We start from the raw sequence: 12970 nt of genomic DNA on the forward strand, positions 1-12970 counted from the left end.
CTCCTTACTTCCCGCTGGTCTGGGTCGTGTCGGTGGTATCCAGATCCGCTTCCGTCATAGGGGAAGCGTTGACTTTGGCGCCTTCCTTCAGCTTCTGGACCCCTTCCACCACAACGGTTTCCGTACCGTCCAGACCGCTCTTCACCAGCCACAGTTTCCCGATCCGGGCCCCCAGCTGGACTTCCTTCATGCTGACGGTGTTGTCGCTGTTGATCACATAGACGAAATGCTTATACATCACGTCGGTGACAGCCCGCTGAGGCACCAGGATGGCGTTGGGCACCGTGGAACCCACCACGGAAATGTTGGCGAACATACCGGGCAGCAGCACCCCGTTGGGATTCTGGAACTCCGCCTTCAGGGTCAGGGTACCGGTGGTGTCGCTGACGCCCCGGTCCACCTGGGTCACGGAACCTTTTTCCGGATAGGTGGTGCCGTCGCTGAGCTTCATGGTCACGTTCTGGAGCTTGGTGCCGTTGTTGGTGTTCCCTTTCATGATATCCAGGTAATCCGCCTGGGATACGGAGAACCGCACCCGCATGGGATCACTGCCGGAAATGGTGGTGAGCACCGTGGAGTTGGCCGTTACGAAAGAACCTTCCGCCAGAGGATTGGTATCGATCTTCCCGGAGAAAGGAGCCACGATCTGGGTATCACTTACATCCACCTGGGAAGAAGCCAGGATGGCAGACTGGGCATCCACGGCAGCCTGGGCCTGAGCCAGCTGGGTGTTGTACTGGTCCGCGGTCTGTTTGCTTACAGCCCCCTGTTCATACAGGGTCTGGTACCGGGCGGCATCCCGCTGGGCATTGGCCAGAGTGGCCTGGGCATTGGCCAAATTGGCCTGGGCATTCAGCACGGAATTCTGATAGTTCCGGGGGTCGATTACATAGAGCAGCTGACCGGCTTCCACATAATCCCCGCCGTTCACCAGTTTCTGGACAATGGTACCGGTGACCTTGCTCTTGATCTGCACGTCATTGGCCGCTTCCACGAAGCCGGTGTAATCATAGGTAATGGGGGTATCCCGCTTGATGACCTTCATGGACTTTACAGCCACGTCTCCCGCCGCCGGTGTGGTCTTGCTGCCGCAGCCGGCAACGCCTACCAGCAGAAGGAGAGCCATCCCGATGGATATCGCTTTTTTCTTTCCTAACATGGACAATCCTCCTAAAATCCTGCCCTTGCGGGCATGTACTGCAATCGTGAAACAGTTATAGAAAACCTTGTATATTATATCGTATGCAATTTCCAGATTCAAACCTGTTATTTAGAGGTTTTTTCTTTATTTTCTACGTTTTTTACTTCTTTTTTCACGTTTTCTTCATTTGACTGGCTAGTCAAAAATACTTCCCCGGGACGGTTTTTCGTCAGGAACGGCAGGACCTTTTCCGCCTCCAGATCGTATTCCTTCTGGTCCCCGTACAAAAGGCCCAGAGCCTCTCCATCGAAGTAATAGCCAGTCACGTCTTCCGGCTTCAGCAGCAGTCCGCCGGCGGCTGTTTCCTTTTCCACCATCCGCCAGAATTTTCCCCAGGGCCGGATCATGTCCTTCAGGGCCACTTCCTCTCCGGTATCCATATTGAAGTTCCAGCACCGGGTAATGGCCTGGCTCTTGTCCCGTTCCGTCAGGAGCCCCAGGACCATAATGCTGGCATAGTGCCGGCCGCTGTATTTCACATCATAATCCAGGTTCAGCCGGGTGCCGATGGACACGTTCTTCAGCTGATTCCGGACAAAGGATTCGATGCCATGGTTCAGTTTCCAGGCCAGTTTCCCATCCAGCTTCTGGAAGTGGGGATATTCCACCGCCCCGTTTTCCGCCGGCACCTTCAGGGAAACGATTTCGTAGCCGCTTTCCCCGGTGACCTTGTCTCCGCTGGTATAGGTGGGTTTGGTGTACAGCTCCGCCTGGAACCCCACGTTCCTGGGTTCCCAGCCTCCGGCCCGGTATTCCCACACAGTCCGTACATAGCCCAGGGGTTCCGCGTTCAGCACCCCCAGCACCTTCTGGATAGTGATCACTTCATCCACCCCGTCCCCGTTCACGTCCAGGGCACTGAGCTGACTCAGGTTCTGGATATAGGGCCGCAGGCCGGATTCTTTCAGGCTGCCGTCCTCATTGTACACGTTCAGGTTCCGGTAGGCGTCCTTCTCCCCGGAAAGATCCAGCACCATGTCCTGTTTCAGATCCGGGAAGGACAGGCTGGCCCGGTAATCCGGCAGATAAGTGCCCACCATGGACACCCCCCGGTTCTCTTCCTGGCCGAACACCTCCTGGAGCTTCCCGTCGATCACATCCAGGATCCGGTAGGAGACCATCCCGCCGGAGCCGCCGCTGGGCGCAGCAATGATCACGTCCGGATACCCGTCTCCAGTCACATCCGCAAGGGTCAGGTAGGCATTGTAGCCTCCCAGGTTCTGAGGCCGGTAGTAGTATTTCACCCGGTTGGCCCCGGCAGCGCCGGTTTCCCGGACGATCAGGTACATATCCCCCATGTAGCTGGATTTATCCACCAGGGGATTCCCCATAAGATCCACCACTTCCTCCACGCCATCTCCGTCAATATCCCCGATGGCTTCGCTGAGCAGCTGACCCCGCTGGAGGGAAAAGTCCACTTCTCGGGTCCGACGCAGATCATCGGCTTTTTGGACCGGATTGACACTGTCCTTCCCGGCTGCTTCCATCCCCGGCTTTTGGGTTCCGGTCTTGGCCGGTCCCTTTTTGTCAGCCAGAGCCGTTTCTCCGGAGCCGGCAGCCGGTTCCGTTCCGTCTGTCTGAGCAAAAGTCCGCAGGTCATGCACCGGTGCTGCTGCATCTGCCAGTACCGGCAGGCAGAGACTTCCTGCCAGGGCCAGGCTGAGTATGATTTTTTTCCCGATTGGTTGTTCCATGGTCCACCCACACTTACCCTTTCCATCATGTTTTATAGTTCATTATACTATAGGTTTCCCCTTTTCGTCTGCTTTCTCTGAAAAGATTCTGTATCCGGTGGATGGATAAGTTTTCACGAATTACCAAATATTAAGAAAGTTCTTTACAGTCCGTAAGAAATTGATTATACTATCCCCATGTTTCTTTTTATAGAACCGAAGGGGGAGCTTGTACAATGATCGAATACAATCCGATTACACCGGATGTGCTGGAAGCACTCCGTGAAATTTCTGGAAAACGGGTGATCACCGGCGAAGACATCAACCCGGACTACACCCATGATGATATGCCCATTTACGGCATCGGCATGCCGGAAGCCACCATCGATGTGGAAAGCACCGAAGAAATCGCCGCCATTATGAAGCTGTGCAACGAACATCACATCCCGGTCACCGTCCGGGGCGCCGGCACCGGCCTGGCAGGCGGAGCCACTCCGGTCCAGCGGGGCCTGGTGCTGTGCACCTCCCGGATGAACCAGATCCTGGGCTATGACGAAAAGAACATGAACGTGCGGGTACAGCCCGGGGTCCTGCTGGACACCCTGTCCAAGGACGCCCTGGCCCACGGGATGTTCTATCCCCCGGATCCGGGCGAAAAATTCGCCACCCTGGGAGGCAATGTGTCCACCAACGCCGGAGGCATGCGGGCCGTAAAATACGGCACCACCCGGGATTACGTCCAGGCCATGACCGTGGTCCTGCCCACCGGGAAAGTGATCCATCTGGGGGCTCCCGTCTCCAAGACCTCTTCCGGCTACAGCCTGCTGAACCTGATCATCGGCTCTGAAGGCACTCTGGGGATCATTACGGAACTGACCCTGAAACTGATTGCCCCGCCCAAATGCCATGTAACCCTGATCGTTCCCTTTGCGGAACTGGCTGACGGCATCGGTGCCGTGCCGGCCATCAAACATTCCGGCCTGGATCCCCAGACCCTGGAATTCTTCGAAAAGGAAATCCTGGAATCTTCCGAAGCCTACATGGGCAAAAGCGTCTTCCCGAAAGAAGTGGAAGGCCAGGAAGTGGGTGCCTATCTCCTGGTGACCCTGGATTCCAACGACCGGGACCTGCTGGACAAACAGGTGGAAGAAGCGGCAGAAATGCTCCTGGAAGCCGGTGCCCTGGATGTGCTGGTGGCAGATACTCCCATGTTCCTGGAAAAGACCTGGGCAGCCCGTTCCTCCTTCCTGGAAGGCATCGAAGAACAGTTCAAGCTGCTGGATGAATGTGACGTGGTGGTCCCTGTATCCAAGATCCCGGATTTTGTCCTGTACATCAAGGAAATCCAGGGAGACTTCCCCTTCGAAGTGAAGATGTTCGGCCATGCCGGGGACGGCAACCTGCACATCTACACCTGTGCCAACGACATGGATCTGATGGAATTCAAGAAATCCGTGGAACAGTTCATGCATCTGCTGTACGCCAAATGCACGGAACTGGGCGGCCAGATTTCCGGGGAACACGGCATCGGCTTCGGCAAGGTCCAGTTCCTGGCAGAAAACCTGGGCGACACCACCATTTCCCTGATGCAGGGCATCAAGGAAGTCTTCGACCCCAACCTGATCCTGAACCCCAACAAAGTCTGCTTCTGATTTTTGCAGCCAAAAGACTGCCGCAACTGCGGCAGTCTTTTTTTGTGCATAAAATGGAGGCTGTTGCAAAAGCAACAGCCTCCAGAGGGATGGTTATGGGATTTCTCAGAAGAACTTCAGGTCCACCTTGTCCTCTACTGCATCCAGGATACCGCCTTCCTGGACCAGGTTGGTGATCTTTTCCAGTTCTTTGAACATTTCGATGTCCTTGTCGTAGGCGATGAAGTCGTTGGTCTTCCGGACGGCATCATAGGCAGCCTGGGTACCGGCACCCAGTTTGAAGCCTTCCCCTTCCCGCAGGTCGATGGCCTGGCAGGCGGCCAGGATTTCCGTTGCCACCACCCGGCGTGCGTTGAAGGCGATTTCTCCGGCTTTCCGTGCGGCATGGGCACCCATGCTGACCAGGTCTTCCTGGTTTTCGCAGGAAGGAATGGAGTCCACAGAAGCAGGATGGGCCAGGACCTTGTTTTCGCTGACCAGAGCGGCTGCCGCATACTGGGTGATCATGAAGCCGGAGTTCAGGCCGGAATGTTTCACCAGGAAGGAGGGGAATCCGCTCAGGGAGTTGTTGATCAGCCGTTCCAGACGGCGTTCAGAAACGTTGGCGATTTCGGAGATCCCGATGCCCAGGAAGTCGAAGGGCAGAGCCATGGGTTCGCCGTGGAAGTTCCCGCCGGAGATCACATCTCCATCCGGCAGGACGATGGGGTTGTCGGTGGCCGCATTGATTTCAATGTCCACTTTGTCCTTCACAAAGCCCAGAGCATCTTTGCTGGCCCCGTGGATCTGGGGTACGCAGCGCAGGCAGTAAGCATCCTGTACCTTCAGCTGGCCCTGATGGGTCACATAGGTACTGCCGGCCAGCAGGTTCCGCATGTTGTAGGCGGTATCCAGCTGCCCTCTGTGGGGGCGGATCACATGGAGCCGTTCGTCATAGGCATCGATGATGCCCCGCTGGGCTTCTACGGACAGGGCGGCGGCAATGTCGCTCTGTTTCAGCAGGGACATGCCTTCCCACAGGGCAAACACGCCCATGGCGGTCAGGATCGGAGTGCCGTTGATGAGGGCCAGCCCTTCCTTGGCTTCCAGATGGATAATGGGAATGCCGGCTCTTTCCATGGCTTCCTTGCCGGGCATTACCGTGCCCTGATATTCCGCATCACCCAGCCCCAGCATGGGCAGAACCATGTGGGCCAGAGGCGCCAAGTCACCGGAAGCCCCCAGGGAACCTTTTTCCGGAATGTAAGGATGGACACCTTTATTGATCATATCCACCAGGGTCTGCAGGGTGGACAGCCGGATGCCGGAATAGCCTTTCACCAGGGCGTTGGCCCGGATGGTCATGGCAGCCCGGGTCACTTCCCGGCTGAGAGGTTTCCCATAGCCGCAGGAATGGGTACGGATCAGGTTTTCCTGGAGCTGGGCACAGTCATCTTTGGAGATGTGGACCCGGCACAGGGAGCCGAACCCGGTGGTAACCCCGTAAACCACACGGTCACTGTTGACGATATCATCGATAAGAGCCCGGGAAGCCTTGATCCGGTCCACAGCATCAGGATCGAAGCTCAGCTTGGCATTGTACCGGCTGACGGCGATCAGCTGTTCCAGGGTCAGGTCATTCCCGTTCAGTACGACTTCTTTAATGGCTTTTACATCTTTCAGCATGTGATTTTCCTCCTTACAAGTGAATTCCATAGAAAGGGGCTGCCTGGCAGCCCCTGATTGTTATCCAGTCAGCCCAGGATCATGGCGCCGATCAGGCCGCCGATGAACAGGGTCACATCGAAGAAAATGAAGGTGGGTACGCAGGTATCCCAGATATGGTTGTGCTGTCCGTCCGCGTTAAGCCCCGAGGTGGGTCCCAAAGTGGAGTCGGAGGCAGGAGATCCGGCATCCCCCAGTGCTGCTGCAATCCCGATCAGCAGGATGATGGAAGGGATGCTGAAGCCCAGTTTCAGGCCCATGGGGATGTAGATGGAAGCCACCACAGGGATGGTCCCGAAGGAAGTGCCGATGCCCATGGTGATCAGCAGGCCCACGGCCAGCATCAGGAAGGCGCCGCTGAATTTGGTGTTGATTACAGCCGTGGTGGCCATAACCAGGGATTCCACAGAATGGGTTTCCCGGAGCACGTTGGCATAACCGGCAGCCACCAGCATAACGAAGGCGATGAAGCCCATCATCTTGACGCCGCCATCCACCATTTCATCCATCTTGTTCCATTTGATGGAACCAGTAACCAGCATGACCAGCAGGCCGCACATGGCGCCGATGGGCAGGGATTTGAAGTACAGCTGGGCCACAAAGGCGGCTACGGCACCGGCCAGGGCTTTCCAGCAGTCCGCGTTCATTTCCGTTTCCCCGGCTTTTTCATCCTGGCCCATAATGGGCAGGTCCTTGTATTCCCGGTCACGGCTGTAGAAAATGGTGGAAAGGATCAGGCCCACCAACATAGAGGCACCGCCGATCCACATAACGGAAGAAATGTCACTGATGGAAACCATTACGTTGTTGGCCACCATCTGATCCTTGATGATGGTCATGAACAGCAGCCCGAACCCTACAGGAAGGGATACGTACGGGGCTTTCAGTCCGAAGGTCAGTGCGCAGGCAACCGCTCTCCGGTCCAGTTTCATATGGTTCATTACCACCAGCAGAGGGGGAATCAGGATAGGGATGAATGCAATATGTACCGGGATCAGGTTCTGGGAGAAGCAGGCCACGAAAGCGATCAGGAATACAAAGGCTGTTTTTTTCGTCCCTACCACCTTGGTGATTTTCCGTGCTGCAATGTCTGCCAGGCCGGACCGTCCGATGGCCACTGCCAGGGTCCCCAGCAGGATGTAGCTGAGAGCGGTTTCCGAGTTGCCGCCCATCCCGCCGATCAGGATGCTCACCGTTTTGTCAATGGCCAGGCCGCCGGTGGCTCCGGCTACAATGGCTGCCACCAGGATGGCGAACAGGACGTTCATCTTGAGCAGGCACAAGACGGACATGACAATTACGGAGACGACGATGGGGTTGGTTAAGATTTCCATACATTGATCACTCCTTTTCTATTCACTTTTCCGTTTGCGGGGATTCCTGCGCAATCCCCTTTGTCTTACGGATTTATTGTACTGTAAAAAAGTCAGAAGAATGTCAAATATTTTTCAGACGGGACACGATTTTGAATTTTCTTTTTATTGTATACAGTATACTTTGTCGTTTTTTATTCCAGTATTTCGCTAAAGCAGAAGACGTTTTATGGACAAAAAGAAGGTGCTGCAGGCAACGTGCAGCACCTTCTTTTTAGACCTTCTTTTTACACCAGCTTCTTCCCCATTCCTTCTTCCGCCCAACGAAGGATGCTTCCGTCGTGGATCTTTTCCTTCAGGAACTCGATATGGGGATACAGGTACATGTCCTCTTTCATTTCCGGCACTGTTTGGGCGATTTCCGCCAGCACCTGCCGGCTGGCGCTGCTCCGCCGGAGGCTTCCGTCCACAAAGGGCTGGGCCTCGTAGACGGACAGCAGCTCAATGGCCAGGATGTATTCCAGTTTCTCCGCCACTTTCAGGGATTTCAGGGACGCATTGTATCCCATGGCCACATAATCTTCCTGGTTCCCGCAGGTAGGCGTGTTGTCAATCACCGCAGGAGTACACAGAATCCGCATCTGGTTCAGCAGCCCCGCCTGGGTGTACTGGGGAATCATCACCCCGGAATTGAGCCCCGGATTCTGGATCAGGAACCAGGGGTACCCGGACAGATTTCCGTCAATGAGCCGGTTGTTCCGCCGTTCGGACATTTTGGCCATCATGGTGGCCGCCATACAGGACGAATCCATGGCGATCCCCACATAGGCGGAATCCGCATTGCAGGCGGAGATTACGTCCTCGTTCCCGGGCTCCGGCCACAGGATGGGATTGTCGCAGCAGGCATTCATTTCGATTTCCAGGGTTCTCCTGGCATCTTCCAGGGTTTTCCGGGCCGCCCCGTGGAGCTGGGGGATGCACCGGAGGGATAAAGCGTCCTGGACCCGTTTTCCCCGGGCGGCGGCGATCACCTGGGAATCCGCCAGCAGGTTCCGAACGTTTTCCGCCGCTTTGGCCTGGTCCGGATGGGGCCGGACGGCCATGACCCGGGGATCGAAGGCATTCATGACCCCCTGGAGGATCTCCAGGCTCATGGCCCCCACCACATCGGCGGTCCGGGCCGCCTGGAGCAGGTCATAAAGACCGATGGCTCCCAGGGCCGTGGGAGACGTGGTGCCGGACACCAGGGCCAGCCCTTCCTTGGAAGCCAGGGTAAGGGGCTCCAGTCCCGCCTGTGCCAGGGCGTCCCGGCCTTCCAGCAGTTTCCCCCGGTACCAGGCTTTTCCCCGTCCGGTGATCACCAGGGCCATGTGGGCCTCCGGGCTCAGGTATCCCACGCTGCCGTCTCCAGGAGCCCAGGGCGTCACTCCCCGGTTCAGGAACTGCCGGATCTGTTCCAGCACTTCCAGACGGACCCCGCTGTATCCCTGGCCCAGATTCTGGAGCATCATCAAAAGGGTTCCCCGGACCGCTTCTTCCGGCAGAGGTTTCCCTACGGACACGGAATGGGACAGGATGATGTTCTCCTGGAGCTGGGCAGTTTCTTCCCTGCTGATGGCTTTGGTGCACAGGGCCCCGAAACCGGTAGTGACCCCGTACATGACTTTTTCTTCTTCCACCCATTTTTCCACCAGGGCCCGGGACCGGTTCACCCGTTCACAATACCCGGGAGAAAATTCCACCGGAGCATGGAACCGGGCCACGGCCATAAAATCTTCCAGATTGATTTTCGGTCCAAGGATAATTGTCTCAGACATGGTGTCACTTCCCTTCCGGTGTCTCGATCAGATCTTCACTGTCCACAATGTCCTTTTTGGTTTCTTTTTCCATAAAGAACACCTTCACTGCAGCTGCCACCTGAAGGATGAAAATGGCCAGCACCACAAAGCCGCCGCAGGCCGCCAGGAATTTCACCCCGTCGACTCCCTGTTCCCCGCCGCCGAAGGCCACCATGATAGCGGCAATGGCACCGATGGAGACCCCCCAGACCACTTTCTGCCAGAGAGCCGGTTCTTCATCATGACTGGCTCCTTTGGTGCACAGAGCTGCAATGGTGGTGGACATGGTGTCCGCAGTGGTGGAGAAAGCGGCGATCAGGGTGATGATGATCACCGGGATCAGCACGCCCCCAAAAGGAATGGCCTGGAGGAAGGTCCAGATCCCGGATACCGCGCCCCCGGCCTTGATGGCCTGGACAATATCCACCCGGCCGTCCATCTGCCACTGGAGGGCTGTGCCGCCCCAGACGGAGAACCACACCAGACCGAACACTGCCGGCAGGATCCAGTTGATCAGCAGGAACTGTTTGATGGTGCGCCCGTAAGCGATCATGGCAAAGAAAATCCCCATGAGGGGTGCATAGGCGATCCAGATGGCCCAGTCATACATGGTCCACCAGGTGACCAGAGCTTTCCCTTCCGCCAGGTAGGGATCCAGGGCCCAGGTCCAGAACCGGTCCAGCCAGTAGCCCATCCCCACATTGGTGATGTTCAGGATGTACACGGTGGGCCCGATGATGATTAAAAGGATCAGCAGGGCATAGAAGATCTTGGTGGTCAGGTTGGCCAGCCATTTGATCCCTTTGTCGATGCCCATGACGGAGGCAACTGTAAAGGTGGCGGTGATAACGGCCGTCAGGATGAACCAGACCACCGGCCCCTGTTTGATTCCGTAGGCAGCCGTAAGCCCGGTGCCCACCAGAGCCAACCCGGCACCCAGGGAAGCCGCCAGCCCCAGGGCGATGGCCAGCACCGACAGAGTGTCAATGGCTGCCCGCCAGAAGCCTTTGGTCACCCGTTCCCCGAAGAGAGGAGTCAGGGACGCGGCTACGGACAGTTCCTTCTTCCGGTTGTAATACATGTAGGCAATGATCACACCGCTTAGGGCATACATGGCATAAGGAATAAAAGTCCAGTTGTAGAAACACCGTGCCATGGCGAAGAAAGAGGCTTCCGGCGTAAAGGGAGCAATGCCCGTTTCCTTCAGTTCCCCGTAGATGCTGCCGTAATAGATCAACGGTTCATTGACCCCGTAGGTGATCAGCCCGGTGGCAATGCCTCCGGTCAGGGTCATGGCAAACCAGGCACCGAAGGAGAATTTGGCTTTGGCGTTGGGTCCGCCAAACCGGATCTTCCCCAGAGGAGAAAAGGCCAGCAGGGTGATCAGGATCAGGGTGCCCAGGGCCACCCACTGATACAGCCAGCCAAAAGTTTCCAGGGACCAGCCGAATATGGCCTGGGTCACCTTTGTCAGCCAGGCGTTGTTCACCACCCCCAGGATGGCGGCTCCGCCGATGATCAGGAAACAGGGGACGAAGACATCCCAGCGGATGCCCTTTTTGTCGGTTGTCTGCGCATTCATTGCAATCCCTCCCAGATTCTGCAGTTGTGGCTGCGTTTGTTGATTTCTGTCTTTTTATTATGCAAATTGGATGCCAGTTCTTCTGTTTTCCGGAAAAATCTCCTATGTATACTGCATACTTTTTCTTCTCACCCTGTTTTATTTCATTTACAACAAATTTCTGCCTTTCTGAAGCAGATTTCTCTTGCCTTTGCCCTGGGAAACAGGCATAATGAAAAGAGAAATGCAAAATCATTCTGCATCTGCAAAATTTTTCTGCGCATAAAAGGAGGGCATGATGACATCTTATATCCATTTTCTGGAAAAAGCCCTGGACCTTTTGGATGAAGCAGTCTACATTTATTCTCCTCTGGGGAAAGCCATTTTCATGAACCGGAAGGCCCGGCAGATGATGGGTGTGCCGGAAAACAGTCCGTATCGGGGAGAAGCTCTGCTGTCCGTGGTCAATGTGACTTCAGAAGAAAGCACCACCCTGTCCTGCATCCGGGAACAGAAAGAGATTCGGAACCGGCTCTGCCGGTACAAAACCATGGACGGAAAGGAACACTACACCTTCAACACCGCCTATCCGGTCTTTGAGAACGGGACTTTGACGGCGGCCATCGACTTTGAAGAAGACGTGTTTCTCCTGGACAAACGGCGGCAGCTGCTGGAACAGCTCCAGAACCGGGCCCAGAACCTGGCCCTGGCTCAGGGACAGGAAAAGAAAAAGCGCAGCTATGACCTGGAGGATTTCATTGGAGAAGCTCCATCCGTGCAGGAACTGAAAAAGACGGTCCGAAAGGTGGCTCCCCAGGACAGCAACATCATGATCTACGGAGAGACGGGCACCGGCAAGGAAATCCTGGCTCAAAGCATCCACCAGCTGAGCCGCCGGAAAGACAAGCCCCTGGTGGTGCTCAACTGTGCCGCCGTTCCCGAAAGCCTCATTGAAAGCATCCTGTTCGGTACCGTAGCCGGGGCCTATACCGGTTCCACCAACCGGAAAGGTCTGCTGGAAACCGCCCATGAAGGGACCCTGTTCCTGGACGAACTGAATTCCATGAGTCCGGCCATGCAGGCCAAGCTTCTCCGGGTACTCCAGGAAGGTGTTTTCCGCCGGGTGGGAGAGACCCGGGAACGGGAAGTGGATGTGCGGGTGATCTCTACCTGCAACAAGGACCCCTTCCAGCTGGTCCGGACCGGCCAGCTTCGGGAAGACCTGTTTTACCGGCTGGCCACCATGGTGCTCCAGATTCCCCCGCTCCGGGATCGGATCGATGATCTGGAAGCCCTGTGCCATTTCTACCTCCGCCGCTGCGCCAGCCGCTATGCCTATCCCCTTACCCATATTGCCCCCAAAGCCCTGTGGCAGCTGCAGCAGTACAGCTGGCCGGGAAATGTCCGGGAGCTGTTCCATGTACTGGACTATGCCATGAACCTGGCGGAAGGCAACGAGCTCACCGATGACCTGCTTCCGGACTTTATCCGTGCCCCCTGGACGGCCCCCTCCCTCAGGGAGACCAGCCGGAAGAGATCCGCCCTGCCCCGGTCCGGGCGCCAGGACCCGCCTCCGGATATGCCGGGCCGTACCCTGGCGGAAAAAATGGCCAGCTACGAAATGTACCTATTGGAGGAAACCCTCCGCCGGAACCAGGGGAACATTACCCGCAGCGCCAAAGAGCTGGGGATCCAGCGTCAAAATCTCCAGTACCGGATCAGGAAATACGGGATCGAGGTGTAAAAAAAGGGGGGTGTTGCACGTTTCGTGCAATACCCCCTTAGCTGTAGAGCCGCATAGCGGCTCAAGTCTGGAGTCGGAAGTCTGGAGCCGAAGGTTAAATTTGCAGGCAAATTTTTTGAATGTGTAGAACCTTTGGACGAAATGATTTCTCAGATTCATTGCGATTTTGGTTCTACAGAATCAAAAGGATCCGTCCAGCCAGACGGATCCTGTCCTGAGGCTTCCGACTTCAGACTCCCGACTTCTGACTAAGGGGCTGTTGCTCTTGCAACAGCCCCTTTTTC

Annotated in this window: 8 protein-coding genes; 2 read left to right on the top strand and 6 right to left on the bottom strand. The window is 56.2% G+C overall.

Going from position 1 to position 12970, the window contains the following annotated elements:
• Positions 1-4 precede the first annotated feature (4 nt).
• Together ACTQY5_RS03005 and ACTQY5_RS03010 are read right to left on the bottom strand one after the other, a co-directional pair.
• The gene (locus ACTQY5_RS03005; protein ID WP_022486788.1) at positions 5-1159 is read right to left on the bottom strand and encodes an efflux RND transporter periplasmic adaptor subunit; all 1155 of its coding nucleotides are present in this window, start codon (positions 1157-1159) and stop codon (positions 5-7) included.
• A 107-nt stretch (positions 1160-1266) separates the two neighbouring features.
• The gene (locus ACTQY5_RS03010) at positions 1267-2895 is read right to left on the bottom strand and encodes a hypothetical protein (protein WP_441368795.1); all 1629 of its coding nucleotides are present in this window, start codon (positions 2893-2895) and stop codon (positions 1267-1269) included.
• Between the two features lie 215 nt (positions 2896-3110).
• Between ACTQY5_RS03010 and ACTQY5_RS03015 the strand changes: the two genes are divergently transcribed.
• Positions 3111-4526 carry an FAD-binding oxidoreductase gene (locus ACTQY5_RS03015; protein ID WP_022486786.1) on the top strand — a complete coding sequence of 472 codons (1416 nt, stop codon included), beginning with the start codon at positions 3111-3113 and terminating at the stop codon, positions 4524-4526.
• Between the two features lie 105 nt (positions 4527-4631).
• On the opposite strand, the gene hutH is transcribed toward ACTQY5_RS03015, so the two are convergent.
• The 4 genes from hutH to ACTQY5_RS03035 form a co-directional block, all read right to left on the bottom strand.
• Positions 4632-6191 carry a histidine ammonia-lyase gene (gene hutH / locus ACTQY5_RS03020; RefSeq protein ID WP_154487613.1) on the bottom strand — a complete coding sequence of 520 codons (1560 nt, stop codon included), beginning with the start codon at positions 6189-6191 and terminating at the stop codon, positions 4632-4634.
• Positions 6192-6259: 68 nt separating this feature from the next.
• Positions 6260-7564 (bottom strand): Na+/H+ antiporter family protein, encoded by a 1305-nt coding sequence (locus tag ACTQY5_RS03025; protein WP_154487611.1) that lies wholly within the window; start codon positions 7562-7564, stop codon positions 6260-6262.
• Between the two features lie 266 nt (positions 7565-7830).
• The gene (locus tag ACTQY5_RS03030; RefSeq protein WP_308664052.1) at positions 7831-9360 is read right to left on the bottom strand and encodes an HAL/PAL/TAL family ammonia-lyase; all 1530 of its coding nucleotides are present in this window, start codon (positions 9358-9360) and stop codon (positions 7831-7833) included.
• A gap of 4 nt (positions 9361-9364) precedes the next feature.
• On the bottom strand, positions 9365-10963 hold the full coding sequence (locus ACTQY5_RS03035; RefSeq protein WP_022486781.1) for a BCCT family transporter: 1599 nt from the start codon (positions 10961-10963) through the stop codon (positions 9365-9367).
• A gap of 274 nt (positions 10964-11237) precedes the next feature.
• Here ACTQY5_RS03035 and ACTQY5_RS03040 point away from each other — a divergent pair, with 274 nt between their 5' ends.
• A complete protein-coding gene (locus tag ACTQY5_RS03040; RefSeq protein ID WP_441368796.1) occupies positions 11238-12686 on the top strand; it encodes a sigma-54 interaction domain-containing protein in 1449 nt (482 codons plus the stop codon).
• The last annotated feature ends 284 nt before the right edge of the window (positions 12687-12970 follow it).

Source organism: Acidaminococcus sp. HCP3S3_H5, assembly GCF_052122235.1.
Taxonomy (GTDB): domain Bacteria; phylum Bacillota; class Negativicutes; order Acidaminococcales; family Acidaminococcaceae; genus Acidaminococcus.